27 protein-coding genes and 1 riboswitch are annotated in these 26546 nt (G+C 26.2%); of the genes, 24 read left to right on the forward strand and 3 right to left on the reverse strand.

Annotated elements, in window-relative coordinates:
• The first annotated feature begins 52 nt into the window (after positions 1 to 52).
• The 10 genes from trxA (at position 53) to ABHC41_RS03415 (ending at position 6246) form a co-directional block, all read left to right on the forward strand.
• On the forward strand, positions 53 to 379 hold the full coding sequence (gene trxA / locus ABHC41_RS03370; protein ID WP_195238244.1) for a thioredoxin: 327 nt from the start codon (positions 53 to 55) through the stop codon (positions 377 to 379).
• A gap of 116 nt (positions 380 to 495) precedes the next feature.
• Entirely contained in the window at positions 496 to 717 is a 222-nt protein-coding gene (locus tag ABHC41_RS03375; RefSeq protein ID WP_240275741.1) for a hypothetical protein, read from the forward strand.
• Between the two features lie 257 nt (positions 718 to 974).
• Positions 975 to 1313 carry a DUF2325 domain-containing protein gene (locus ABHC41_RS03380; protein ID WP_092925226.1) on the forward strand — a complete coding sequence of 113 codons (339 nt, stop codon included), beginning with the start codon at positions 975 to 977 and terminating at the stop codon, positions 1311 to 1313.
• 97 nt (positions 1314 to 1410) lie between these two features.
• Positions 1411 to 1539 carry a FeoB small GTPase domain-containing protein gene (locus ABHC41_RS03385; protein ID WP_330383726.1) on the forward strand — a complete coding sequence of 43 codons (129 nt, stop codon included), beginning with the start codon at positions 1411 to 1413 and terminating at the stop codon, positions 1537 to 1539.
• A 41-nt stretch (positions 1540 to 1580) separates the two neighbouring features.
• Positions 1581 to 1787, forward strand: coding sequence for a FeoB small GTPase domain-containing protein (locus tag ABHC41_RS03390; RefSeq protein ID WP_334292231.1), 207 nt, complete (start codon positions 1581 to 1583; stop codon positions 1785 to 1787).
• 156 nt (positions 1788 to 1943) lie between these two features.
• Complete coding sequence (locus ABHC41_RS03395) at positions 1944 to 2333, forward strand: rhodanese-like domain-containing protein (RefSeq protein ID WP_092925228.1); 390 nt, start codon at positions 1944 to 1946, stop codon at positions 2331 to 2333.
• A gap of 40 nt (positions 2334 to 2373) precedes the next feature.
• A riboswitch (molybdenum cofactor riboswitch) is annotated at positions 2374 to 2489 on the forward strand.
• A 95-nt stretch (positions 2490 to 2584) separates the two neighbouring features.
• Positions 2585 to 4414 (forward strand): aldehyde ferredoxin oxidoreductase family protein, encoded by a 1830-nt coding sequence (locus ABHC41_RS03400; protein WP_195238243.1) that lies wholly within the window; start codon positions 2585 to 2587, stop codon positions 4412 to 4414.
• Positions 4415 to 4439: 25 nt separating this feature from the next.
• Positions 4440 to 4664, forward strand: coding sequence for a MoaD/ThiS family protein (locus ABHC41_RS03405; RefSeq protein WP_166505623.1), 225 nt, complete (start codon positions 4440 to 4442; stop codon positions 4662 to 4664).
• Positions 4664 to 5350: a HesA/MoeB/ThiF family protein gene (locus ABHC41_RS03410; RefSeq protein WP_092925234.1), complete on the forward strand. Its 687-nt coding sequence runs from the start codon at positions 4664 to 4666 to the stop codon at positions 5348 to 5350. The genes ABHC41_RS03405 and ABHC41_RS03410 overlap by 1 nt, the downstream gene beginning before the upstream one ends.
• A 257-nt stretch (positions 5351 to 5607) precedes the next feature.
• Entirely contained in the window at positions 5608 to 6246 is a 639-nt protein-coding gene (locus ABHC41_RS03415) for a nitroreductase family protein (protein ID WP_092925236.1), read from the forward strand.
• 30 nt (positions 6247 to 6276) lie between these two features.
• Here ABHC41_RS03415 and ABHC41_RS03420 read toward each other — a convergent pair whose 3' ends face one another.
• Positions 6277 to 6726 (reverse strand): MarR family winged helix-turn-helix transcriptional regulator, encoded by a 450-nt coding sequence (locus ABHC41_RS03420; protein ID WP_092925238.1) that lies wholly within the window; start codon positions 6724 to 6726, stop codon positions 6277 to 6279.
• Between the two features lie 167 nt (positions 6727 to 6893).
• Here ABHC41_RS03420 and ABHC41_RS03425 point away from each other — a divergent pair, with 167 nt between their 5' ends.
• From ABHC41_RS03425 to ABHC41_RS03435, 3 genes are read left to right on the forward strand one after another with little or no spacing between them, the layout of a single operon-like run.
• Complete coding sequence (locus ABHC41_RS03425; protein WP_195238241.1) at positions 6894 to 7910, forward strand: aldehyde ferredoxin oxidoreductase N-terminal domain-containing protein; 1017 nt, start codon at positions 6894 to 6896, stop codon at positions 7908 to 7910.
• A 21-nt stretch (positions 7911 to 7931) separates the two neighbouring features.
• Positions 7932 to 9152, forward strand: a complete 1221-nt coding sequence (locus ABHC41_RS03430; RefSeq protein WP_195238240.1) for a molybdopterin molybdotransferase MoeA — start codon at positions 7932 to 7934, stop codon at positions 9150 to 9152.
• Between the two features lie 33 nt (positions 9153 to 9185).
• Complete coding sequence (locus tag ABHC41_RS03435; protein ID WP_195238238.1) at positions 9186 to 11084, forward strand: molybdopterin biosynthesis protein; 1899 nt, start codon at positions 9186 to 9188, stop codon at positions 11082 to 11084.
• A 68-nt stretch (positions 11085 to 11152) separates the two neighbouring features.
• Here ABHC41_RS03435 and ABHC41_RS03440 read toward each other — a convergent pair whose 3' ends face one another.
• A complete protein-coding gene (locus ABHC41_RS03440; RefSeq protein ID WP_092925246.1) occupies positions 11153 to 11683 on the reverse strand; it encodes a hypothetical protein in 531 nt (176 codons plus the stop codon).
• A gap of 426 nt (positions 11684 to 12109) precedes the next feature.
• Between ABHC41_RS03440 and ABHC41_RS03445 the strand changes: the two genes are divergently transcribed.
• The 10 genes from ABHC41_RS03445 to ABHC41_RS03490 all read left to right on the forward strand — a co-directional run bounded on the left by ABHC41_RS03445 (position 12110) and on the right by ABHC41_RS03490 (position 24523).
• Entirely contained in the window at positions 12110 to 12268 is a 159-nt protein-coding gene (locus tag ABHC41_RS03445; RefSeq protein ID WP_092925248.1) for a hypothetical protein, read from the forward strand.
• A gap of 81 nt (positions 12269 to 12349) precedes the next feature.
• On the forward strand, positions 12350 to 12982 hold the full coding sequence (locus ABHC41_RS03450; protein WP_195238236.1) for an endonuclease/exonuclease/phosphatase family protein: 633 nt from the start codon (positions 12350 to 12352) through the stop codon (positions 12980 to 12982).
• A 93-nt stretch (positions 12983 to 13075) separates the two neighbouring features.
• Positions 13076 to 14353, forward strand: a complete 1278-nt coding sequence (locus tag ABHC41_RS03455; RefSeq protein ID WP_195238234.1) for a VanW family protein — start codon at positions 13076 to 13078, stop codon at positions 14351 to 14353.
• Positions 14354 to 14480: 127 nt separating this feature from the next.
• Complete coding sequence (fdhF, locus tag ABHC41_RS03460) at positions 14481 to 17168, forward strand: formate dehydrogenase subunit alpha (RefSeq protein ID WP_271893432.1); 2688 nt, start codon at positions 14481 to 14483, stop codon at positions 17166 to 17168.
• 75 nt (positions 17169 to 17243) lie between these two features.
• A complete protein-coding gene (locus tag ABHC41_RS03465; RefSeq protein WP_271893434.1) occupies positions 17244 to 17879 on the forward strand; it encodes a molybdenum cofactor guanylyltransferase in 636 nt (211 codons plus the stop codon).
• Positions 17866 to 18636, forward strand: a complete 771-nt coding sequence (fdhD, locus tag ABHC41_RS03470) for a formate dehydrogenase accessory sulfurtransferase FdhD (RefSeq protein WP_092925258.1) — start codon at positions 17866 to 17868, stop codon at positions 18634 to 18636. The genes ABHC41_RS03465 and fdhD overlap by 14 nt, the downstream gene beginning before the upstream one ends.
• Before the next feature lie 302 nt (positions 18637 to 18938).
• Positions 18939 to 19466, forward strand: coding sequence for a sigma-70 family RNA polymerase sigma factor (locus tag ABHC41_RS03475; RefSeq protein ID WP_092925260.1), 528 nt, complete (start codon positions 18939 to 18941; stop codon positions 19464 to 19466).
• On the forward strand, positions 19459 to 20316 hold the full coding sequence (locus ABHC41_RS03480) for a DUF6241 domain-containing protein (protein ID WP_195238232.1): 858 nt from the start codon (positions 19459 to 19461) through the stop codon (positions 20314 to 20316). The genes ABHC41_RS03475 and ABHC41_RS03480 overlap by 8 nt, the downstream gene beginning before the upstream one ends.
• Positions 20317 to 20327: 11 nt before the next feature.
• Positions 20328 to 22310, forward strand: coding sequence for a penicillin-binding transpeptidase domain-containing protein (locus ABHC41_RS03485; protein ID WP_195238230.1), 1983 nt, complete (start codon positions 20328 to 20330; stop codon positions 22308 to 22310).
• Between the two features lie 104 nt (positions 22311 to 22414).
• Positions 22415 to 24523 (forward strand): adenosylcobalamin-dependent ribonucleoside-diphosphate reductase, encoded by a 2109-nt coding sequence (locus ABHC41_RS03490; RefSeq protein ID WP_195238228.1) that lies wholly within the window; start codon positions 22415 to 22417, stop codon positions 24521 to 24523.
• A gap of 214 nt (positions 24524 to 24737) precedes the next feature.
• Here the strand turns inward: ABHC41_RS03490 and ABHC41_RS03495 are convergent, their stop codons facing one another.
• Positions 24738 to 25322, reverse strand: coding sequence for a DUF3793 family protein (locus tag ABHC41_RS03495; RefSeq protein WP_243240033.1), 585 nt, complete (start codon positions 25320 to 25322; stop codon positions 24738 to 24740).
• A gap of 360 nt (positions 25323 to 25682) precedes the next feature.
• Here ABHC41_RS03495 and ABHC41_RS03500 point away from each other — a divergent pair, with 360 nt between their 5' ends.
• Complete coding sequence (locus ABHC41_RS03500) at positions 25683 to 26381, forward strand: hypothetical protein (protein WP_195238218.1); 699 nt, start codon at positions 25683 to 25685, stop codon at positions 26379 to 26381.
• Positions 26382 to 26546 lie beyond the last annotated feature (165 nt).

A 26546-nucleotide genomic window follows, 5' to 3' on the forward strand; every position in this document is an offset into this window, starting at 1 on the left:
TAAAATAAAAATAGAAAGGAGATATACTTAATAAAGTTAAGTATAAATTAGTATGGAAGAATTCGTAAAAATAATAAATGACGAAGAGTTTAACTCTAAAATAGAAAATGGATCAGGGATAGCTGTAGTAGATTTTTTTGCTACTTGGTGTGGCCCATGTAAGATGTTGGCACCAGTTTTTGAGGAAGCTGCAAAGGATGTAGGAAATAAAGCTAGCTTTAGTAAAGTAGATATAGACCAATGTTTAGAATTAGCTAGAAAATATGGTGTAAGTACTGTACCTACAGTTATGATATTTAAAGATGGAAAGCCAGTTGATAAGATGGTAGGTTTTATGCCAAAACAACAAATAATAGAAAAGATAAATTCTAATTTTTAATATTTAAATATATAAAGTAGAAGAAGTGAATAATATAGGGTTGTAACAATGTGCCAATATAAGTCATAAAATATATTAAGGGAATTCCCTTAATATATTTTATGGAGTTGAGAAGATTGGCAAATAAATTAGACAAGACTGTAAAGAAAGTAACAAAGCCAGTTGGAGATATAGGTAAAGAAGTTATAAATGGCGTAGGAAATGTTGCTAAAGAAGCTGTTGGCGGAACTTTAAATGTAGGAAAAGAAGCTATTAAAACAGGATATAATGTAGGAAAAGAAACATTAAATACTGGAAAGAATGTAGGTAAAGCATTAAAGGATAGTATAAAAAAATAGGTAGTATTTTATAATAATAAAATTTATAAATTACTAAATTAAAGTTTTAAAAATAAGTATGAATAAGAAAAGCTATAAAATATAGACTTAAATATATATTTTATAGCTTTTCTTATTATATTTAATTAAATAGTTATTATATAGTTTATGTAAAAATAAATATACAAATGATAAATGAAAATAAATATCAATAAGTATTGACTATCAATAATCAAAGTACTATTATTTAAGTATAGAAGTATGAGAGGTGAAATATTGTGAACTTAGTAATAGTTGGAGGTAATGAAAAGTTAAAAAAAGATTACATAAATTTAGCAAAAGAAAAAGGTCATAAAACTAAAGTTTACTTGAACATGTCAAGTAAGTTAAATAAATCAATCGGAAGTCCAGATGCTCTTGTAATATTCACATCAGTAGTATCTCATAAAATGATAGATGTAGTACAAAAGCATGCAAAAAAGAAAAATATACCGATAATTAGACATAAAAACAGTAGCAAATGTGCATTTTTAGAATGTTTAGAGATGGTGGATGAGTGTTTAGGAAACTGTAATGAATGTAAGTGTAATAAGCTACTAAAACAAAATAAAAGTTAGATAATTTTAATTATATATTATCAGTTAATAACTTTAAGTAATGAATAATATTAATTAAATGATAATAAATATTAAAATCAACAAAATGGGGAAAATTATGATTAGTGTGGCATTATTAGGAAATCCTAATGTTGGTAAGACTACTTTATTTAATGGATTAACAGGTCTTAAACAACGTGTAGGCAACTGGCCAGGTGTAACTATAGAAAAAAATAGGGGAATATAAATGATAATATAAAAATTGTTGACTTGCCTGGAATTTATGCAATGGATACTTTTTCTAATGAAGAGAAAATTTCAAAAGAATACTTAGAAAATGATAATGCAGGTGTAATAGTAAATATAGTACATGCATCAAATTTATCTAGAAATCTTTATTTAACAACTCAACTTATGAAATATAAAAAGCCTATAATATTAATAGTTAACATGATTGACATGGCTAAAAATATAGGAATAGAGATAGATTTATGAAAAATAGATAATATAAAGGTCGTATAAAGTATTTTATACGACCTTTTGCCGTAATAAAAGAAGCACTATAGTCTATACTAGATAATAGTATATAGTAAGGACAATAATCTATTATTGTGGTATAATACAGAAAAGTTAAAAAGTGGTTGAGGTGGAATGTATATTAAATTAGAAGATATAAAAGATGAGGTAACAATAGATGTACGATCAAAAGAAGAATTTGAAAAAATGCCATTGTTTAAATATAATGTACCTGTTATAGATGAAAAAGATCATAAACTATTAAAAAAATATATTATGATAGCTTTTCCTATAATACTAATAGGGCTTATAAAAAATAGAAAAAATATTAAAAGAGATTTACTTAGGTTATCTAATAACAAAGAAAAAACAATAGTTTTAGGATGTTCTCAGGGAAGACTTAGAAGTCCAATAGTAGCTTTTTATTCAAGGTGTTTAGGTATAGACACTAAGATATTAGAAGGGGGGATAAAACAATATTTTAAGCCAGTTAAAAAAGGAATAAAAAAATGGTTTAGCATATGATTGTATTTGACATTTATCAATTTAAATACTACTATTTAATTAAATATAAATTCTCCGATTTTGTTAACCTAAGGCTATGCTATGGTTAATAAAACGGTAGGGTATAAATAGAAATGTTTATGCCTCCTGTTGGAAAGGAGAAAAGTGTAGTAACCTTTCCTTTTTATGCGGATTTTTAGCCTATCTAAAAGTATGGTTACTTTTAGATAGGCTTTTTTGGTTACTATAAATAAAAATAGGAGGAGAAATTTATGTATGGATATAATGGAAAAGTATTAAGAGTAAATTTAAGTGAAAAGACTATTGAGGTAGAAAATTTAGATTTAAAATTAGCTAAAAAATATATAGGGGCTAGAGGTCTTGGTGTAAAAACTTTTATTGATGAAGTAGATCCTATGGTAGAACCATTAAGTTCTGAAAATAAGCTTATAATAGCTACAGGCCCATTAACAGCATCACCTATGCCTACAAGTGGAAGATATATGGTAGTAACAAAATCTCCACTTACAGGAACAATAGCTATATCAAACTCAGGTGGAAAGTGGGGAACTAAGCTTAAAAATGCAGGGTATGATATGTTAATAATAGAAGGTAAATCTGATGATAAAGTATACTTATATATAGAAGATGATAAAGTAGAGATAAAAGATGCTAGTGATTATTGGGGAATGGTATCTAGTGAAATAACTGAAAAATTATCTAAAAAGCATAATAAAGCTAATGTACTTTGCATAGGACCAGCAGGAGAAAATTTATCTCTTATATCAGCAATTATGAATGATGTAGATAGAGCTGCAGGTAGAGGTGGAGTAGGAGCTGTAATGGGTTTTAAAAATTTAAAAGCTATTGTTGTAAAAGGTAGCAAAAAGGTAAATGTAGCTAATGAAGAATTAGTTAAGAGGGTAAATGCTGAAAAGGTAAATATACTTAGAAATAATCCGGTTGCTGGAGGGGGGCTTCCAACTTATGGTACTGCAATTTTAGTTAATATAATAAATGAGAATGGAGTTCATCCAGTTAAAAACTTTCAAGAATCATACACTGATAAGGCGGATTTAATTAGTGGAGAGATAATGACTGAAAATACATTAGTTAAAAAACACGCTTGCTATAGATGTCCTATAGCTTGTGGTAGAGTAGTTAAACTTAAAAATGGTAAAGAGGTAGGAGGACCAGAGTATGAAACCCTTTGGTCTTATGGGTCAGATTGTGATGTATATGATTTACATGCTATAAATGAAGCAAATATGCTTTGTAATGAATATGGATTAGATACTATATCAGCAGGAGCAACTATCGCAACGGCTATGGAGCTTTATCAAAGAGGATATATAAAAGACGAAGAAATCAAAGATGACAAACTATCCCTTAACTGGGGTGATGTTGAAGCTGTAGTTAAGTGGACTGAAAAAATGGCTAAAAGAGAAGGATTTGGAGATTTATTAGCAGATGGTGCATATAGATTGTGTGAAAAGTATGATGCAACTCAGTATTCTATGACTGTCAAAAAACAAGAATTGCCAGCATATGACCCAAGAGGAATACAAGGTCATGGTATAACTTATGCAGTTAATAACAGAGGAGGGTGTCATATAAAAGGATATATGATAAATCCAGAGATACTAGGAGTACCTGAAAAATTAAATAAACTAGAAGTAGAAGGCAAACCAGCTTATGCAAAGGTATTTCATGATTTGACTGCTGTTATAGACTCGTTAGGACTTTGTGTATTTACTACCTTTGGACTAGGACTTGATGATTATGTAGATATGTATAATGCAGTATGTGGAGAAATATATACACCTGAAACATTACTTCAAGCAGGCGATAGAATATGGACTTTAGAAAAAATATTTAATTTAAAAGCAGGAATAGATAGTAGTCAAGATACTTTACCAGATAGGCTAATATATGATCCAATTCCAAATGGACCAACTAAAGGTCATGTTCATAGGTTAGATGAACTACTTCCTAAATATTATGAAGTTAGGGGTTGGGATGAAAATGGGATACCATTAGATGAAACATTAAAAGCACTAGGTCTTGAAGAGTATATAGGAAATATATTTGCAAAAAATTAATATATAAATTTATTAAGGGGATAGCATGAAAATAGAGATAAGGTTATTTGCAACATTTAGAGAAGGAAGAGAGAAAAAACAAGTATTAGAAATTGCAGAGGATATGAATATAATTGATATACTAAAAATTTTAAATATAGACAAAGAAGAAGTATCCATACTTTTACTAAATGGTATGGATGGAGGATTTGATAGAAAACTTAAGGACGGGGATATTTTATCTATATTCCCGCCAGTTGGTGGTGGTTGATGAATAAAAGATATGAAAGAAATATAGGAACTTTAACTAAGGTTGAAAATGATAAATTAAAAAATTTTAAAATTTGTATAGTAGGATGCGGTGGCTTAGGTGGATATGTAATAGAAATGCTATCAAGGATAGGTATAGGTTATTTAAAATTAGTAGATGAAGATTCATTTGATATAAGCAATTTAAATAGGCAAATCTTGTGTAATGAAAATAATATTGGGAAAAATAAGGCTATAGAGGCTAAAGAAAGAATAAAATTAATTAATAATAATGTAAACATAGATATAGTTAGTGAGCATTTAGATAGTAATAACTGTGAAAAGATTATAAATAATTGTCATGTAGTTATAGATGCATTAGATAATATAAGCACTAGATTTATACTTCAAAGATATTGTGAAGCCTTAAATATACCACTAATTCATGGTGCTATAAGTGGATGGTATGGTCAAGTTAGTACTATATATCCAGGAGATAATAATCTAGATTATATATATAAATATAAAAAAGAAACAGATAATAAATTAAGCAATCCTTCTTTTACCCCAGGTCTAGTGGCATCTATACAAGTTAGTGAAGCTATAAAGGTGTTACTTAATAAAGGTGAAATATTAAGAAACAAAGTACTTTTTATAGACTTATTATATGGCGAATATAATATTATAGAGATAGATAAAACATATTAGATTAAATATTTGTAAATATAAATATTAAAATTAAATAATGAAAAAGAAAATATCCTGTAAATTGAATTAAAAAATTTCATTTTATAGGATATTTTTATATAAAATATAAAAAAGTTTGACATAAAACTATTTTTTAGTATACAATTAGTTTGATGACAAACTATTTATAAATAATAAGCAATTATATTTAAATTAGTGATAATACTATAACATATGTATATAGTATAATTATATAAAACATCAAAAGGAGAAGTAAAATGGCAAATTTAGACCTTATATACAATCGTAAGAGTGTAAGAAAATTTAAAGATGAAGAAGTACCAAAAGAAGACATATTAAAAATGCTAGAAGCAGCAACAGAAGCCCCATCTCCAAAGCATCAACAAAACTGGCACTTTGTAGTACTTACTAACCGTGAAGTAATAAATGAAATGGCTGATATAGTAACTAAAAGCCATGAAAAAATAGGTGAATTAGCAAAAACTGAAAAAGATAGAAAAATACATATGAGTGTAATTAAATATTATACATGCTTTAAAAATGCTCCAGTAGTAATAATGGTATATGGATCAGAATATAAAATGATAGAATATAAAATATTAAAAGAAAATAACGCACCTCAAGAAGTGTTAGATGTTTTAGTATCTCCTCAATCAGCAGCTCAAGGAATAGGTGCAGCAGTTGAAAACTTCCTATTAGCAGCAACAGAAATGGGATATGGAACTTGCTATATGACAGGACCTACTCATGCAAAAACTGAAATAGAAAAGTTAATAGGATTTGATAAACCAGGATTTGAATTAATGTCTATGATATCTTTAGGTGTAGCTGAAGAAAATACACCTCCTAAGCCACCTCGTAAACCACTTGAAGAAGTAGTTACATTTATAGACTAATTAAAAAAGTGTCTCTTATAGAGGCACTTTTTATATATACTTATCATTTTCAATTTTAAAATTAGAACTAAGTTTTCTAAGTAATCTAAGAAATTCTTCTTTTTCTTCTTTTGTAAAGTCTTTATAAGCAGTTTCTTTAACTTGAGATGATATAAAGTTAAATTTATCTTCAATATTTTTTGCTTTTTGAGTCAAACTTATATAAGTAACGCGCTTATCCTTAGTACATTTTTCTTTTTTTACATATCCTAAATCTATAAGTTTATTTACTAAAGAAGTAACTGTTGACTTATCTTTACCAATTTTTTTTGAAATTTCTTTCATAGTGAGCTTTTTATCACTTTCATAAAGCGCAGTTAGTATATTGCCATGAGTTGGTATTAAGTCAGTTAAGTCATTTTCTTTTAATTTATTTTCTATGAATTTTATCATATTAGCTTTTGTTCTACTAATAAAATAAATAATGTATTTATCTTTCATTTTAGTTCTCCAATCTAGAGGAAATTATAATAATCTCTATTTATATATAATATCATATTTACCCATATTTTTTTATAAAACATAGAATTTTACAATATATAGTCTAAAAAATGACATAATATTTAATTCTACAGTGATATAATTAACATTAGGGGAGGGGGTAACTGATGAGAAAAATTCTATACATAAACTTAAAAAACGAAAAGGTAAAGTCAGTGCATCAGTATGACGAACACAAAATAAATTTAAGTAATAATAATTTAGTATTTGAAGCTCCATCTTTAGCAGGTTATGGTGTAGTTGGACTCAACAAACTTAAGGTATATGATAAAAATTCTTTATCTCAAACTGGAGGTCATTTTGCACATTTTATGAAATGTAATGGGTATGATTTTTTAGTGTTTGAAGGAGAAAGTGATACACCTATATATTTATATATAGATAAGGAAAGTGTAAAAATAAAAGAAGCAAGTCACCTAATAGATAAAGATTATGATAAAGTTGTTGAGTCTATAAAAGAAGAATTAAGTACTAATGAATTAGAAATCGCATCAATAGGATTGGCATCAGTTAAAAAAATAGATTTCTCTAAAATAATATTTAGAAATAATAAATCTTGTGGAAAAAATGGATTAGGAAAATTAATGGCAGATAAAAATATAAAAGCTATAGTACTAAAGAAACAAGAAAATTTAATACCATACGATATATCAACATTAAAAAAATATAATGATTCTATAGCTAGAAAAATAACTAATAAGTCAAATATTAATTGGTATGATGAGAATAATACTTGTTATGGATGTTGTCTAAATTGTAAAAATACATCTTTGAGCAAAATAAAAGGATACGGATTTAGCGAAAAAGAAGCAAGCGATATAAATAATATATCAAACTTTTATGGATTAGACAGTATAACATTAGCTAGAGGAATAGACACATACAAAAAGACTTTTGATACAGAAATAGTAGATTTAGAAAATTTTATTGAAGATATTATAAATAACTATTCGTATTATAAACCATTATTTATAAATGAAGGTAAATTTTTTAAGAAAAATAAAACATTACAAGAATGTGAAAAGCTAGGTTTTTGCAAACTTTTAATGGAAAAAGATATTTTAAATGATAAAGATAAAAAAATACTAGCAAAATCAATACTTGGAGTTAGTATTGCTATTTAATGTTATTAAAAGGGGATAGTTATGAAATTATTTGATGTAACAACAGTAGATAAAGTATTAGAAATAATGAAAAATAAATTTAAAAAAGATATAATTTCTGAGAAAGTAAGTTTAATAGATGGCTTAAATAGATATATATCAGATGATATTAAATCAAATATAAATGTACCTCACTTTAGAAAATCATTAGTAGATGGATATTCAGTATTATTTAATGATGTATTTTTAGCTAGTGAATCAAATCCTGTATGCTTAAAAAAAATAGACGAAAGTTATATGGGAAAAATTTGTAATACTTTATTAGAAGAAGAAACTTGTGTGTATACTCCAACAGGTGCTATGGTACCAAAAAATTCACAGGGAGTTGTAATGATAGAATATTGTGAAGTGTTAAATGAAAAAGATATACTCATACAAAATTCTATATCATTTAATGAAAATATAGTAGAGGTCGGAGAAGACATAAAAGAAAATGAAGTATTATATGAAAAAGGACATCTTATAAATGAAAGAGATATTGGAGTATTAGCAGGAGCTAATATAAAAGAAGTAGATGTTTATGAAAAACTTACTGTTGGTATAATATCAACGGGAGATGAAATATTAGATATAAGTGAAGATATAAAAGAAGCTAAGATAAAAGATATAAATGCATACATACTATATGGTCAATTAAAAAACATAAATTTAAATCCTATCATATACCCATCAGCAAAAGATAATCTTAATGACATAATAAATTTAATCCAAAAAGCTCTCAATGAATGTGACATAATTTTAATATCGGGAGGAAGCTCTGTAGGTAAAAAAGACGAAACATTAAAAGCAATAGAAAGCTTTGAAAATAGTGAAGTCTTAGTAGAAGGTATAGCTATAAAACCAGGAAAGCCAACTATAATAGCAAGTATATGTAATAAATTGGTAATGGGACTTCCAGGTCATCCTTTATCTTGTGCCTTTGTAATAGAGGCAATATTTAAGAAATATATAAAAAGTTTATATAATATAGATAAGGAAGAATATACACTTTGTGAATTTACATACAACTATCATAAGGCTAAAGGACGAGAAGAATATTTAGGTGTAAATATAGAGAAAAAAGACAATAGGCTAGTATGTGTACCTATATTTTCAAAATCAAGTACTATAAAGCAGTTTGCAAAGTGTGATGGATATGTAAAAATCGATAGAGAATTAGAAGGTATAAAAAATGGAGATATAGTTAAAGTATATACTTTTTAAAGATTTAATCATAGTAAATATAGGGGGAAGGATATGAAGGGATATCTATCTAATATTTCATTAGAAGAAGGATTAAAAAAATATATTAATGAAATATTAAGTCTAAAAAAAATAGATACTAAATTTATAGATGTAGATAAATGTTTAAACAAAGTTACAAGTGATGCTGTTTTTGCAAAGTTATCATCTCCATTTTATAACTGTTCTGCAATGGATGGAGTAGCAGTGAAATCAAAACTTACATTTATGGCTAATGAACAAAATATAATAACTTTAAAAGAGGATAAAGAATATATAGAAGTAGATACAGGAGATCCTATACCTAAGGAATTTGATGCAGTTATAATGGTAGAGGATTTATTAGAGAAAAAGGATGGACAAATAAAAATTTATAAACCGGCAATTCCTTGGCAGCATATAAGATGCTTAGGGGAAGATATAGTTGAAACAGAGATGATAGTTCCAAGCTTTCATAAAATAAGACCTCAAGATATAGCATCTATGATAAGTGCAAAGGTAGATAAAGTAAAAGTATTTAAAGATTTTAAGGTAGGAATTATACCAACAGGAACAGAATTAATAGATAGATATAAAACACCTGAAATCGGAGATATTATAGAATTTAACTCTAAATTATTTGAAGGGCTTATACTAGAGTATGGAGCAACACCTGTTGTTTATCCAATAGTAGAAGATAATTATTATAAAATAAAGCAAAGTGTGCTATTAGCACTAAGTGAGTGCGATATGGTACTTATAAACGCAGGCTCATCACAAGGTAGAGAAGATTATACATATGACATAATAGAAGAATTAGGAAAAGTAGTGATACATGGAATAGCTATAAAACCTGGAAAACCTGCAATACTTGGATATGGTCAAAATAAACCTATAATAGGAATACCGGGATATCCTGTATCTGGATGGGTTGTAATGGAAAACATAGTAAAAGAAGTAATATCAAAACTTACACATAAAGAGATAGAAAAAAGGAATGTTATAAGGGCAAGACTTACAAAGAGAATAATGAGTTCATTAAAGTATAAAGAATTTGTAAGAGTTAAAGTAGGAAATATAAATAATGAATATGTCGCTACGCCTATAAAAAGAGGAGCGGGAACTGTAACTAGCTTAGTACATGCTGATGGAGTTATAACAATACCTCAAAATATAGAAGGAATAGAAGAAGGTAGCTATGTAGATGTACAACTATTGAATGATATAAGCAAAATAGAAAAAACAATAGTATCTATAGGAAGTCATGATATAGTTATGGATCTAATAAATAATGAGTTGACTAAAAAAACTGAAGGAAAATTTAAGCTTAGTTCAACTCATGTTGGTAGTTTTCAAGGAATATTGTCTATAAAAAAGGATGAGTGCCATATAGCTCCAATACATTTATTTGATGTAGACTGTGAAACTTATAATAAATCTTATGTAAAGAAATATATAGATGAAGATGTATCTATAATAAAACTTGTAAATAGAACACAAGGTTTAATAGTTAAGAAAGGGAATCCACTTAATATAAAAGGAATTAAAGATTTGGTTAATATACGATATATAAATAGACAAAAAGGTTCTGGAACTAGAGTGTTATTTGATTATTTACTAAAAAAAGAAAACATAAAAAAGAGTGATATAAAAGGATATGAAAGGGAAGAATTAACTCATATGTCACTAGCCAAAGCAATACAAAATGATGATTGTGATTGTGGATTAGGTGTATATTCAGCAGCTAAAGTATTTGATTTAGATTTTATACCTATATGTGAAGAAGAATATGATTTACTTATTAAAACTGAATACCTAGAACTTGAGTTTATAAAAAATCTACTCGAAGTAATAAAAGACAATAAATTTTTAAAAAATGTTAAAAGTTTAGGCGGATATAATACTAATAATACAGGTGAAATAATAAGTTTATAAAAAATAGGTAAAAAGCAATTAATTGCTTTTTACCTATTTTTTTACTTTAAAGATTATATATTTATATTTTACTTTACATATTCATCTCCATTTATAACAATCGAGCTAGTATTGCTATTATCGAGTATTGCATCAAAAGGTTGGCTATTTTTGCCGTTTATGTGTATATCACCTTGAACATACACTCTATCTCCATTTTTATGCATAGAATTAGGGGATATATTATACTTGCTGTTTATAGATAATACACTAACTATATCTTTTTCTAGAATTTCAGAATAAGTTTTGAATTCTTTATCAGAAACAGCAATATTAGTTTGTTTATTAATTGATAAAGGTCTTCCAGTTGGACCGATCTTACCTTTTAAAAGAGTTGTATCTATAAAAAATATCAAACTAAAGAATAATACTATAGAAAGTATAATGAAAAATATTTTATTATTCTTGATAAAATTAACACTTTTTTCTTTTTTCTTTTTAAACCTAGGATAAGGAATGACTTTACCATAGACATTAGACTTATTATCAGGCTTTATATTATTGTTTTTATCATTATCTCTTTGCTTAAATGGAATGGTCTTATTAACTGTAGTTTTCACATTCATCCCCCTTTTTTTATATCCCCTCAATATAATAGTAGTACTTGGAGAAGAAATAAACAATAAAATAAAGGCAAGATAATATTACAAACATGAATAGTTTTCCTCAAATTGCAACAATGATAATCCTTAAAATTCAAATATTTTTAAAAAATACATAAAGATTAGACAAAATATAGTATTTAAATAAATTATAAAAAACAGAACAAAATATACATAGAAAAATAAAAAATAATATTAATATCAAAAAATGTATATTTGCTATTGCTAAGAACGGTTGTTTGGTATATAATCTAAAATGTAAGAAAAGTAAAGGAACGATTGTTTTAAAATTAAAATATATAAATAATTTAAAAAATAGTAATATTTAAAAAAGTTTAAAAATATAATGAGATATAAAGATTTTAAAAAGGAGTGTTACTAAGGATGATAACTACTAGAAATATAAAGGAGATAACATTATCTAATTTAAAAAATGGGGAAGTAAGTTTAAGTGAGTTAAATGAATTGTATAATAGAACAGGATTTATATTTATAGGTAGTAAGGGAAGGTTTACAAAAATTCAAAAGGAAATTAAGCATTAAAAAATAACCTAGCTTAGCTGATAACATGTCTAAGCTAGGTTTTAATATTTTATAAATAAGTGTAATTAAGGAGGCTTTGGTATGAAAATGGTAACATATAATATACATAAGGCTAGTGATTTAAATAATAAAAACACTTTAAATAAGATAACTAAATACTTAAAGAGCAAAGAATTTGATGTTATTTGCCTACAAGAAGTTTTGTATCCACAGTTTGCGAAGTTAAAACAAAACTTAAATATGGATGGAGTATTTTGTGCAAATATTATAAATCAAAATATGATGTATGGTATATGCACTTTTTCAAAATATGAAATAGACGTACACGAACACGTGTTGCTAACTAGTAAAAAAGAACAAAGAGGATTTTTATATACAAACGTATTTTCTAAAAATGGAAAGTTTAATATTATAAATACCCACTTAGGATTAGATAAAAACGAAAGGTATATTCAGATAAATGAGATATTAAATTACTCAAATAAACTACCGAATAAGATTATAATATGCGGAGATTTAAATGAGAAAAATTTAAGTATAAATACGTATAATGATGTAGCTATTTATACAGGAAATTTCCAAAAAGGAACATTTATAAAAAATGATGCTAGAATAGATTATATATTCTCAGACAAACTAATAACTATAGATGATTATTATATAGATAAGATAGACTATTCAGATCATTATCCAATAATCTGTAAATTCAGATAAAATGTAACAATAAAGTTACACATTTTATTCTAATCTTGTTTGAAAAAATTTAATCAAATATAATTTAATTACAATTTAAAATGAGGTGGAGTAATGAGTAAAGAAAAAAAGTCATCTAGGTCTTATAGACTTAAAGAGAATAAAAGAAAGACATCTATTATATCTAGTATAGGGTTAATATTTATACTTGGAATTATGATTAATTATTTTAATAAAAATTGTATTTATAATGATAAAATAGCAAAAAACATATATATAGAAAATGTAGATGTATCTAATATGACAAAAGAAGAAGCTATTAAAGTTGTAGATGAAAATATATCACCACGTGACATAAATCTTTTGTATGAAGATAAATCATATAAGATATCTCCAAATGATATAGATCTAACTTATGATACAAAAAATGTAATTGATAAAGCTTATAACTATACTAAAACTGATAGTTACATAGAAAACATAAAACGATATTTATCACTTAGAAAGGATAAAAAAGAGTTCAATATAAATTCTAATTACAATGAGGCTAAGCTTAGTGAAAAAATACAAAATATATCAAAAGATATAAATGTTGATATGATTAATGCGAAAGTTTATATATCAAATTATGGAGGAATTAGTACATCACCATCAACAATTGGTAAAGAATTAGACATAGCAAACACTAAAGATGTAATATTAAATAATATAAAGAATAAAAACTATAGTGATATAAATTTAAAGGTAAATATAAAAAAACCTCATGTTAAAACTGAAGATGCTAAAAGTGTAAATACTTTATTAGGAGAATTTACAACTAAGTTTTCTACATCTTTAACTGGGAGAGTACAAAATATAAGAGTAGCGGGAAATAAAAGTAGTGATGTACTTTTAATGCCTGGTGAAGAATACTCATATAATGAATATACAGGGGTGAGAAATAAGGCTAATGGATATAAGGATGCACCTGTTATTATAAATGGAAAGCTAGAAGATGGATTAGGTGGAGGCGTATGTCAAGTTTCTACTACTTTATATAATGCAGTTTTAGAATCTGGGCTTAAGCTAATTTCAATAACTAATCATTCCTTATTATCAACTTATGTTCCAATAGGTAGAGATGCTATGGTAAATGACGGTGGAACTGATTTTAGATTTAAAAATCAATATAACCATCCTGTATATGTGAAAACCGTAGTAGGAAATGGTACTTTAACTTGTAGGATATATGGAAATGATAGTGATAAAAAAAATATAGAAATATATGTAGAGGCATTTAAACAAAATGGTTTAGATGCATCAAAAACTTATAGAAAATATAAAGATTCAAATGGAAATGTAATAGATACAGAGTACATTCATAAAAGTGTATATAAAAAACCTAATAAATAAAAAAAGCCTATGTATTTTCATAGGCTTTTTTTTCATAAGTTAATATAAAATATAATATTATAGAAGGAATAGAAGTATATATGGTTGAAAATATTAAAACAGTTAAATTTTAATAGGGGGTAATACTTTGGTAAATATAATTATAAATGATACTAAAGTTAGTGTTAAAAAAGGAACCACAATTTTTAATGCTTGTAAAAGTATAGGAATAGAATTGCCTAACTTTTGTAATGATGAAAGATTAAATCCAAGCGGACTATGTAGAATGTGTGTAGTAGAGATTAAAGGAAGTAAAAATTTAGAAGTAGCTTGTGGAAAAATAGTAAAAGAAGGAATGGAAATATTAACAAATAGCAAGAAAGTACAAAGCGCAAGAAAAGAAATATTAGAACTTATGATATCAGACCATCCATTAGAGTGCACAACATGTGCAAGATCAGGTTCATGTAAATTACAAGACTATTCAAGTATATATCTAAATAATTTCAAACCTAAATATGACAACCAGCCTAAGAAATTGCCTATTGATGACAGTAATCCATTTTTTTATTATGACCCAAATAAATGTATTCTTTGTAAAAAATGCGTAAGAGTATGTGAAGAATTACAAGAAGTGAGTGCTATAAGTTCAGTTGATAGAGGTTATGAAACTGAAATTACTCCATTCTTTAGAGAAAATTTAAATGAATCAAGTTGTGTATCTTGTGGTAATTGTGTATCAATTTGTCCAGTAGGAGCACTAGTTCCTAAAAATGCAGATTTTTACAACACTAAAAAAGTGAAGACTACTTGTTCTTATTGTGGAGTGGGATGTCAATTAGAGTTACAAGTTAAAGATGATAAGGTAGTAGGATCTCAACCAGTATTTGGTGAAGTAAATGATGGACTACTGTGTGTTAAAGGTAAATTTGGATACAAATTTATAAATCATGAAGATAGACTTAAAAATCCACTAATAAAAGTTGGTGAAAAATTTGAAGAAGTTACTTGGGAGAAAGCATATGACTACATATTAGAAAACTTTAATAAAACGAAGAAAGTTTATGGTAGTGATGCTTTTGCAGGGCTATCTTCAGCAAGATGTAGTAATGAAGAAAACTATTTATTCCAAAAAATGATAAGAGGAGTAATGGGAACTAATAATGTAGACCATTGTGCTCGACTCTGACATTCCTCAACAGTTGCAGGTCTTGCAACTACATTAGGTAGTGGTGCTATGACAAATAGCATTGAAGAGGTAAGTAATTTAGAATCTATATTTGTAATAGGCTCTAATACAACAGAAAATCATCCTGTTATAGGAGCGAAAATAAAACAAGCAGTAAGTAAAGGAGCGAAATTAATCGTAGCAGACCCAAGAAAAATAGAGCTAGCTAAAAGAGCTGATGTATTTTTACAGATAAATCCTGGAACAAATGTAGCCTTATTAAACACTATGATGAATGTTATAATATCTGAAAATTTACAAGATGATGAATATATAAAAGAAAGAACTGAAAACTATGAAGCTTTAAAAGAATTAGTTAAAGATTATACACCTGAGGAAGGTGCTAGAATATGTGGAGTAGATAAAGATGATATTATAAAAGCTGCTAGAATATATGCAACTAATGACAGTGCAACATTTTACTCTATGGGTATAACTCAACATTCAACAGGAACCCAAAATGTAATGAGTATATCAAATTTAGCACTTTTATGCGGTAATTTAGGAAAAGAATATACTGGAGTAAATCCACTTAGAGGCCAAAACAATGTGCAAGGTGCATGTGATATGGGAGCTTTACCGAATATATTTACAGGATATCAAAGTGTATTAAATGAAGATATTGTTAAAAAATTTGAAAATGCATGGGGAGTAAAATTGCCTAATAAGGTAGGTTTAACAGTTCCAGAGATAACTAATGCTATAGGACATGGCGATATAAGGTTTTTATATATAATGGGTGAAAATCCTATGATATCAGACCCAGATATAAATCATATAAAAAAGGCTCTAGAAAAACTAGATTTCTTGGTTGTACAAGATATATTCTTAACTGAAACAGCAGAACTTGCAGATGTAGTTTTACCTGCTGCATCTTTTGCAGAGAAAGATGGAACATTTACAAATACGGATAGAAGAGTTCAAAGAATAAGGGAAGCTATAAAGCCTGTATATAATTCAAAACCTGATTGGGTTATATTGATGGAGATCATGAATAAATTAGGATATGATAAAACCTATGAATCTCCAAAAGAAATAATGAAAGAGATTAGTGAATTAACACCATCATACGCTGGAATAACTTATGAAAGAATAGAAATGAAAGGATTACAGTGGCCATGTACCAACATTAATCATGAGGGCACTAAAATATTACATACAGATAAATTTGCAAAAGGTAAAGCAACATTTGTTCCTTGTGATTATACATTAAGTTTTGAAGGTTTAAGTGAAGAGTATCCATATACATTAGTTAATGGAAGGATATTATATCATTATCATACCAGAACAATGACAGGTAAGGTAGAGGGTCTTAATGAAAAGGCACCACATTCATATATAGAAGTAAATCCAATAACAGCCAATAAGCTAGGATTTAAAGAAAATGAAAAAATAAAGGTATCTTCAAAGCGTGGAGAAATAGAAACTTATGTAAGAATAACTGATATAGTTGATGAAGATGTATTTTTTATGCCTTTCCACTTTGCTGATGGAGCTGCAAATTATCTTACTAATACTACATTAGATAAGGTGAGTAAAGTACCAGATTTAAAGGTATGTGCTATAAAAGTAGAAAAAATAAGAAATAAAGAATTAGCACATGCTTAAAATATAGTAAATAAGGATATAAATTAATTTATATCCTTATTTTTAAAACACTACTTTAATATAAAGGTGATTAATATGGATAATCTAAATACAGCTATGATACTAGCTGGCGGAAAAAGTAGTAGAATGGGGTTTGATAAGCAATTTTTAGTAATCAATGAAAAGAGATTAATATTAGATATTGCTAAAAAGCTTAAAAAACACTTTAAAGAAATAATAATAGTGACTAATAAAAAAGAGTATTATAAAGATTTAGGGTACAAAGTTGTAGAGGATGAAATAAAGGGTATGGGACCACTGGCAGGAATAAGTGTAGGGCTTAAAAATAGTAGTAGTTTATATGCTTATATAATAGCTTGTGATATGCCTGTCTTAGATGATAATTATATAAAATACATTAAAGCAATGGTCAATAAAGACATAAAAGATAAAAAGGAATCTCATATTTATATATCTATATTAAATGATAAAATACAGCTTTTTCATGGTGCTTATAAAAAAAAATTAGGATATGAAATGAAAGATTATATATTAAACTCAAATAGAAAATCTATAATAAGCTTTTTTGAAAGAAATAATAAAAATGTGTATTATGTTAAAGAAGATGAATTTAAAAATAATAAATTTAATGAAAATATGTTTACAAACTTAAATACAAGAGAAGAACTAGATTCTTATAAAAAGGAAATATATAGCTATGGATGTGGTTAAAAAATATAAAATAAAAAGATACATAAATGGGGAATTAATAGAAGTTGATGATGATATAGTGGTAGAGTATTTATTTACTATATATATAAACGAATATGAATATATAACACTAATATGTACTCCAAGTTCATTACTACATTTAGCAGTAGGATTTTTGTATTCAGATGAGATAATAACTTCATATAATGATATTAATAGCATTAATGTATTTGAAAAAGAAGGATATGTAGATATAAAAATAGTTAATAAAAACAATATAAATAATAAGTTAAATGAAAAAAGAGCTATAACTAGTGGTTGTGGTAAAGGGAGTATATATTATAAGTCTTTAAAAAAGTTAAAAATAAAACTTGATGATACTTTAAATATAGATAAGTTAGATTATAAAAATATAAATAAGCTTATAAATAAATTTAATGAAAAATCAGAAGTATTTAAAAATACTGGTGGGGTACATAGTGTAGCTCTTAGTAATTTTAAAGAGATATTATTTTTTAAAGAAGACATAGGAAGACATAATGCATTAGACAAGGTAATAGGGAAGTGTTTAGTAGATAATATAGATATAAATAATAAATTAATACTTACAAGTGGAAGAATAACATCTGAAATAATATTAAAATGCTTTAATTTAAATTTAAAATATATAGTATCAAGATCAGCTATAACTGATATGGCTATGAAATTATCAAAAGAATTAGGTATTAAAGTAATAGGCTTTGCAAGGGGAGAAAAAATGAATATATATAATGATTAGTAACATTATTATATATGCTTTATTAATACCGTTTTTTGAAAAAATAAGTATATTGATATAATAAAGGTATTAATAATATTTTAAATTTATTGACTTAAAAAATATATATAAAAATTATAACATTATTATAACTACAGTATATGGTATAAAAATATAAAAGGTAAACTTAAAATATTTGCTGAAAATACTAGAATAAAATTTTCTAGTATTTTTTATATTTTTATAAAAAAGTTAAAACTTTTTACTAAAACCCAGAGTCTAATAAATGTAATCAGAAATGAAAGTAAGAAGGGAGTAAAAAAGTGGATGAAGTAATACTAGCCGAAAAGGCAATAAAAGGTGATAAAGAAGCTTTTGAGAAATTGATAAATATATACTCAAAAAGACTATACAAGGAAATATATATAAGGTGTAAATATGAGGAAGATGCAAAGGAAATATTTCAAGAAACAGTATATAAAGCATACAAGAATATACAAAAATTAAAAGAGCCTAAGTATTTTAAAACTTGGATAAGTAAAATACTTATAAACACAACAAATGATTATTTAAGAAAAAATGGGATGATAGATTTAGGACATAATGAAAATTCATATACAAAAGAAGTTTTAATAGATGATAAGATTGAAACAAAAATAGATTTATACAATGCTATAGATGAATTAGAAGATAAATATAAAGATGCAATTATACTTAGATATATAGAAGATTTAAAGGTAGAAGAAATATCAAATATACTAGACCGTCCTATTAATACTATAAAAACTCATCTAAGAAAAGCAATAAAAGATATGAAAAGTATATTAAAGGAGGGCTATGGGAATGAGTAAAAAAAATAAAGTTGAAGATAATTTAATTGATATAGATATAGATATAAAAGACATAGATAAAGAAATTAATGATTTTTACATAGATAAAGAAAAAATAGAGTCAATTGAAGTTCCAAGTGACTTAAATATTTTAATAAAAAATGCCATAAATAATGCAGAAAAAGATATTAAGATAAAAAAAATCAAAAGGAAATTTATGTATATAGCCGCAAGCCTAGGGATTATATTATCTGTTGGTATATATAACCCTGTGCTTGCACACAAGTTACCACCAGTTAAAAATTTCTTCCAAACTATAAATGACACTTTACAAGTAGATGAAATTGCATCTTTTATAGGAGTAGATAAATATATACCAAAAGCTAAGTTAGATGAAAATGGTAGTATAAAGTTTGAAGTAGTAGAAACTACAGAGTACAAGGTAAATAAAACAGATGAAGACTTAAATAAAGAACTTAAAATTTCAGATAAAGAAAAAAATGAAGATATAAAAGAGGAAGATAACGTACAAGTAAATAATTTATATATGCCAAATAGTGAATATCAAAGCATACAGTTTATACATGAAATGGCAAATAGTATTATAAAAGCTATAGATGATAGAAAGTATGGGATGGTAGAGATAACACCTGAAAGTGTAGATATAGCCATAACTTCTTTAGGATATATAAAAGATAATGGTGTTAAGGAATATCTAAATAGACAATTATTAAATTGGAAAAAAGGTGATTTTGATAATGCAGTAGAAGTTCATAACTATGTATGGAATATACTAGGAGGAGAGGTTGGAAAGGCAATAGCTATAAAGCATGATGAGGTAAATAAAATAAAATCTAAATATTTTAAATAGGGGGGATTTTTATGGGGGGATTAAAAAAAATACTTATATTATTAGGGGTAATTATTATGATTACATTATTGTTTGTAGGATGTAGTAATGAAAGTGAAGTAAAACAAATTATAGATAGTTTTACTAAGGATTTAAACGATAGAAAGTTTGATAAATTATATGAAAATATATCTATTAAATCCAAGAAGGAGATATCCTATGAAGAATTTACAAATAGATATGAAAAAATTTATGGCTCAATAAACGCAAGAGATATAAATATAAAAATAAAAGAGATTGATAAAGATTTAAAAATATTAGCATCTATGAGTATAAACACTATCGTAGGCAAATTAGATTATGATAATTTAAATATAAATTTAGTTAAGGAAGATGATAGATATAAAATACTATGGGATGAAAGTTTAATACTACCTAATATGAAAAAAGGAGATTTAGTAAGAGTAGAAACCAAAAAGGCCACTAGGGGAAAAATATTAGATAGAAACGACGAAGAACTAGCAATTGACTCTAATGTAAATTCAGTTTATATACATCCAGAAGTATTTAATAAAAACAAAATAGAAAATATAGACAAGGTAGCAACAATACTAGATATAAGCAAAGAATATATAGAAGATACAATAAAAGATAAGCCAAGTAGCCAGTTAGTACATTTATTAAATGTATCACCGTACGAAAATGATAGAATAAATAATTTGAAATTAATAGAAGGCATTAGTATAAAAGAAGAAGTGTCTAGAGTATATAAAAATAGTGAAGCTTTGGGAAATTTAATTGGATATATAGGAAATATAACAAAAGAAGAATTAGAAAAAAGTAAAGGATATTCACAGACTAGTAAGATTGGAAAAGCAGGATTAGAACAAATATATGAAGATAGACTAAGAGCAATTGATGGAGTAGAGGCTTATCTAAAAAGAGGAAATGAGAAAATAGAAATAGGCAAAGTAAATCAAAGAAATGGAGAAGATATAAAGTTATCTATAGACTCTAAACTTCAAGATAGTATATACAATGAATTAAAAGGAGATAAAGGAGCTTCTATAGCAATTAATCCTCTAAATGGAGAAGTATTAGCTATGGTAAGTTCTCCATCTTATAATTCTAATACACTGGTTACATACAAGACTAAAGAAATAGCTAATAAGTGGGAAAATCAAAATAATATACAGTTTGAAAATCGAGCTAATGATTCATACTCTCCAGGGTCAACTATAAAACTAATTACATCTAGTATTGGATTAGAAAGTGGAGTTATAAATCCTAACGAATACATGGATATAAAGGGGGAGAGTTGGCAAAAGGATAGTAGTTGGGGGAATTATAGCGTAACAAGAGTAAAAGATACAAAAAGACCTGTTAATCTATACGATGCAGTAAAATATTCTGATAATATATACTTTGCAGATAAGGCTATAAAATTAGGAGAAGAAGATTATATAAAAGGTCTTAAAAAATTTGGAATAGGAGAAAAAATTACTTTTGAATATCCTATGCAAAACTCTCAAATATCTAATAATGGGAAATTAGACAATGAAATTCTTTTAGGAGATACAGGATATGGTCAAGGGGAAATTTTAATGACACCACTAGATGTTGTACTTTCTTATAGTGCTTTAGTTAATGATGGAAATATAATGATACCAAGACTTGTTATAAGTGAAAACAAAGAAAGTAAAGTATATAAAAATGCTATAGATAAGAAATATATAGAAGAATTAAAAAAATGCTTTAAAGGTGCTATAAACGATGAAGATTCAACTGGATATCTTGCTAAAATAGAAGGTAAAAATATAATGGGGAAAACTGGAACTGCTGAAATTAAAAATAGTAAAGATGATAATAGCGGTATTAATAATGGATGGTTTGTTGCAGTAAATGAAGATGACCCCAAAATAGCTATATCTATGATAGTAGAGAATATAAATAAATCTACTAGTGAATATGTAGTACCTAAGGTTAAGAATATACTAAATTATTACTTAAACTAAAAGTATATATAAAATTAATTAGTTTTTTATATTAATAATTTAAACTAGATTAAGGAAAGATATTAATAATCAAAATATAAAATATTAATATGAGGGATTAGCTAATGATAAATATAATAAAAAGAGATGGAACAAAAGAGAGCTTTGATAAAAGTAAGATATATAATGCTATTTATAAATCAACTATAAATAGCAAGTTTGATGAAGATAAAGAGTTAGCTATAGATATAGCTAACAAGATAGAAAAAAGTTTAATTAATACAAATAAACCTATAAACGTAGAAGAAATACAAGATATGGTAGAGTTATATCTTATGGAATCAAATAGAAAAGATGTAGCTAAAAAGTACATATTATATAGAGAAAAAAGAGCAAATATAAGATATTCTAAGTGGAAAATGGAAGAGCTTCAAAAGTCTATATGGTCAAACAAATATCAATATAATAATGAAAGCTTTGATGAGTGGCTAGTAAGAGTATCTGGAGGAAATAAAAAAATAGAAAAGCTTATAAGAGAAAAGAAGTTTTTATTTGCAGGAAGAATACTTGCAAATAGAGGTCTTAATAAGTATGGTATAAAAGTAACCTACTCTAATTGTTATGTATTATCTAGACCAAAAGACAATATAGAGTCTATATTCGATACTGCAAAATATTTAGCTAGAACATTTAGTTATGGAGGAGGAGTAGGAATTGATATATCAAATTTAAGACCAAGAGGATCAAGGGTATATAATGCAGCAAAGACTACTACAGGGGCTGTATCATTTATGGATCTTTACTCTATGACAACTGGTCTTATAGGCCAAAGGGGAAGAAGAGGAGCTCTTATGATATCAATGGATGTTAATCATCCTGATATAGAAGAGTTTATAGATATAAAAACAAATTTAGAAAAAATTACTAAAGCAAATATATCAGTTAGAATAAATGATGAGTTTATGAGAGCTGTAGAAAATAAAGAAAAGTTTATTTGTAAATTTTTAGTAAAGGAAACTGATGAAGTTATAAATAAAGAAGTAGATGCATATAGTTTATTTATGAAACTCATACAAAATAATTGGGATTATGCAGAGCCAGGTATCTTATTTTGGGATAATATTAATAAAAATCACTTACTAAGTGAAGATAAAAATTTTAGATATGAAGGTGTAAATCCCTGTGCAGAAGAGCCATTACCAGCTGGAGGAAGCTGTTTACTAGGTTCTATAAATTTAGCTGAGTTTGTAGTTGAGCCATTTACAAAAAAAGCAGTTTTTGATTTTAATAAATTTAAGTCAACTGTACGTGATTGTGTTGTAGGATTAAATGAAGTGTTAGAAGAAGGTCTTAATCTTCATCCTCTAGATATACAAAAAGAGAGTGTAAAAAATTATAGACAAATAGGTTTAGGTGTTATGGGAATAGCGGATATGCTTATAAAGTTAAATTTAGTATATGGAAGTGAAAATTCTATAAACTTATGTGAAAGGTTATCAAAGATTATGTTAAATGAGGCCTTAAAGCAATCAGCAATTCTTTCAAGGGATTATGGAAGTTATGAAAAATATGATGAAGAAGCAGTTTTTAGTTCTAATTTCTTCAAAGAAAATGTTGATGATGATGTTAAGAATTTAATTAGGAAATATGGGCTTAGAAACTCTCAATTATTGACAATACCACCTACAGGCTCTATATCAACTATGCTTGGTATAAGTGGTGGTATAGAGCCAATATTTAACTTATCATACATAAGAAAAACAGAAAGCTTGCATGATGAGGATGTATATTACAAGGTATATACTCCTATAGTAAAAGAGTATATGGATGAATATAATATAGTAAATGAAAAAGATTTACCAAACATATTTGTAACCGCTATGAAGTTAAATCCAGAGGATAGAATAAGAATGCAAAACGCATGGCAAAAACATATAGATGCATCTATATCATCTACAATAAATCTATTTCATGAAGCTACTGTAGATGATGTGTACAATATTTATATGAGTGCTTGGAAAAATAATTTAAAAGGGATAACTATATACAGAGATGGTTGTAAGAGAAGTGGGATATTGGTTAATGAAAAGCCAAAAGATGATAAAAAAGAAAATTTATATGCAGATACAATAGAAAATGAAAAATTTATATGTCCAGAGTGTAAAAGTGAATCTATAATACCATCAGGTGGATGCGGGGTATGTTTGCAATGTGGGTATAGTAAGTGTAACTAATAAAAAGAAATTTTAGCAAATAAATATAATTATAAAATAAATAACGAGGAGATATAGGGGGAGATTCCATGTTAAAATTTATTAAAGAAATAGTAGATGGGTTTATGCGTGGGCAAATGTTGGGATATAGCAGATGAAATATAAAAAAAGAGCTATCTTTATATAAAGATAGCTCTTTTTTTGTTGTATATTTATGTATTTCTGGTTAACTATTTTAAAGAGATGAAAGTATATATTTTACACTTTGAGACTTTAACATATCTCTTAACTTTTCTCTATGGCTTAGAAATTTAAAGTACAAGTCTTCTGAAGGTTTAGGATCACCATATACTCTCCAATATTTAGTGTTATGAAACTTATAACTACCATAACCCATAAATCCTACTACATCTTTAAGTGGATATCCTAAAAATATACCTATTTCATCTGGGAAATCATCTCCCTCTAATTTGTTTATCAAGTGATTAAGGTATAAATCTGTATCTAAATTAGATGGATAACCTAAATATTTTAAAAAGTTATGGATTTTTTTATTATTTAATTGAGTAGATAAGGAGTCTTTATTTATAAATAATAGTTTAAGTCCCTTTTCTTTTTTATCTATTATTATATAATTAATTTTTTTACATAATTTAAAGTGATTTTTTATATCGTTTATTTTATTATCTTTATTTTTATCAAAACTAGGTATACTAAGTATTTCACAAGGCTTAGAACCCATAAGTACAGGACCTAGTATTTCTAATAACCATTTTATATATGATGAATTTATATTAGTTTTACATGAATAACAGTTCAAAACTATCAACTCCTAATGAAAATTATTATCAATTAATTATATTATAGAATAAATGATAATCAATTTCAATGATAAATTTTATTAATTAATAATTTTTAGTATTGAAAATATCACGTTTAGTATTAGGTATAAACATTTTATTATCGTTATATAACTTAAATTAAATGCAAATTTTATTACAATATTCTTACTAAAAGTTTGTTCAAAAATTATAAAAATAATACAGAAATATAGATTAATTTTTATGGCAATTATGGTAAAATAAGAAATTTAAAATGTTAAATTTTTTATAATAATATTTAAGATTTAGTAAATAATAGTAGAGTAAATAATTACATAAAGAAAAATTGGAGGTAAAATATGAAACTAAAAAAACTTATGACAATAGGACTTTCATTAATGTTATCACTTGGAGTAGTAGCATGTAATAACAATGGAAAAAATGCGAACGAAAATACAAAAGGTACAAAAGTAGAGACTCCAACAGGAGATAATACTTCTGTAAGAGATAATGATTATGTAACTCAGTACTCAAGATTTTATGGAGATTATATGAATGATTTAAATAATTATAAAGTTTACTTATCTCCACAAAGTGTATCTAAGTACTATGAAACAAATGAGTACCCAGGAAATGAAAAATATTTATCTAATGTAAAAGAAGCATATAAAGATGCAAGAGATAAAACTCAAGCTTTTGTAAATAATTTAAAAAATGATGTAAAAACAGATGATAAAGAATTAGATAAAATGAATAAAGATCTTATAAGAGAAGGCGAAAAAACTATAGATAATATAGATACAAAATTAAAAAATTTAGATAAAATATCAAAAGAAGATTTAAGTAAGTCAAAAGAAGACTTTATGAGAGTTGTAGATGAAGCAACAAAAACAGATAAAGGTGAAAAAAACCAATTTGAAAAATTATTAGAAGATATGAATAGATCATTAGGAATAGATACTAGTAAATATAACAATACTAATAATAACAATACTAATAATAACAACAATAATAATAACAATAACAATATTAATAAAAATGATAATGTTAAAAAGTAATTTTAATAAAAACATCTATAAATCTTTATAGATGTTTTTTTATTAATACATATAAATTTATATAATTAATTTTTCGGATAGAGTAAAAGAGTACTTCTTAGAAGTACTCTTTTTTATAAAAATCAGTATACAAAATATAGATTTAAGAGAAACTAAATCAGAAAT

Origin of the sequence: Romboutsia sp. 1001216sp1, from assembly GCF_039841805.1 — a bacterium.
Classification (GTDB): Bacteria; Bacillota; Clostridia; order Peptostreptococcales; family Peptostreptococcaceae; genus Romboutsia_C; species Romboutsia_C hominis.

Bases quoted from the DNA above. Each gene is read 5' to 3' on its own strand.
- trxA (WP_195238244.1), top strand. From the start codon at position 53: ATGGAAGAATTCGTAAAAATAATAAATGACGAAGAGTTTAACTCTAAA.
- ABHC41_RS03385 (WP_330383726.1), top strand. From the start codon at position 1,411: ATGATTAGTGTGGCATTATTAGGAAATCCTAATGTTGGTAAGACTACT.
- ABHC41_RS03390 (WP_334292231.1), top strand. From the start codon at position 1,581: ATGGATACTTTTTCTAATGAAGAGAAAATTTCAAAAGAATACTTAGAA.
- ABHC41_RS03395 (WP_092925228.1), top strand. From the start codon at position 1,944: ATGTATATTAAATTAGAAGATATAAAAGATGAGGTAACAATAGATGTA.
- ABHC41_RS03400 (WP_195238243.1), top strand. From the start codon at position 2,585: ATGTATGGATATAATGGAAAAGTATTAAGAGTAAATTTAAGTGAAAAG.
- ABHC41_RS03405 (WP_166505623.1), top strand. From the start codon at position 4,440: ATGAAAATAGAGATAAGGTTATTTGCAACATTTAGAGAAGGAAGAGAG.
- ABHC41_RS03410 (WP_092925234.1), top strand. From the start codon at position 4,664: ATGAATAAAAGATATGAAAGAAATATAGGAACTTTAACTAAGGTTGAA.
- ABHC41_RS03415 (WP_092925236.1), top strand. From the start codon at position 5,608: ATGGCAAATTTAGACCTTATATACAATCGTAAGAGTGTAAGAAAATTT.
- ABHC41_RS03420 (WP_092925238.1), bottom strand. From the start codon at position 6,726: ATGAAAGATAAATACATTATTTATTTTATTAGTAGAACAAAAGCTAAT.
- ABHC41_RS03425 (WP_195238241.1), top strand. From the start codon at position 6,894: ATGAGAAAAATTCTATACATAAACTTAAAAAACGAAAAGGTAAAGTCA.
- ABHC41_RS03430 (WP_195238240.1), top strand. From the start codon at position 7,932: ATGAAATTATTTGATGTAACAACAGTAGATAAAGTATTAGAAATAATG.
- ABHC41_RS03435 (WP_195238238.1), top strand. From the start codon at position 9,186: ATGAAGGGATATCTATCTAATATTTCATTAGAAGAAGGATTAAAAAAA.
- ABHC41_RS03445 (WP_092925248.1), top strand. From the start codon at position 12,110: ATGATAACTACTAGAAATATAAAGGAGATAACATTATCTAATTTAAAA.
- ABHC41_RS03450 (WP_195238236.1), top strand. From the start codon at position 12,350: ATGAAAATGGTAACATATAATATACATAAGGCTAGTGATTTAAATAAT.
- ABHC41_RS03455 (WP_195238234.1), top strand. From the start codon at position 13,076: ATGAGTAAAGAAAAAAAGTCATCTAGGTCTTATAGACTTAAAGAGAAT.
- ABHC41_RS03465 (WP_271893434.1), top strand. From the start codon at position 17,244: ATGGATAATCTAAATACAGCTATGATACTAGCTGGCGGAAAAAGTAGT.
- fdhD (WP_092925258.1), top strand. From the start codon at position 17,866: ATGGATGTGGTTAAAAAATATAAAATAAAAAGATACATAAATGGGGAA.
- ABHC41_RS03480 (WP_195238232.1), top strand. From the start codon at position 19,459: ATGAGTAAAAAAAATAAAGTTGAAGATAATTTAATTGATATAGATATA.
- ABHC41_RS03485 (WP_195238230.1), top strand. From the start codon at position 20,328: ATGGGGGGATTAAAAAAAATACTTATATTATTAGGGGTAATTATTATG.
- ABHC41_RS03490 (WP_195238228.1), top strand. From the start codon at position 22,415: ATGATAAATATAATAAAAAGAGATGGAACAAAAGAGAGCTTTGATAAA.
- ABHC41_RS03500 (WP_195238218.1), top strand. From the start codon at position 25,683: ATGAAACTAAAAAAACTTATGACAATAGGACTTTCATTAATGTTATCA.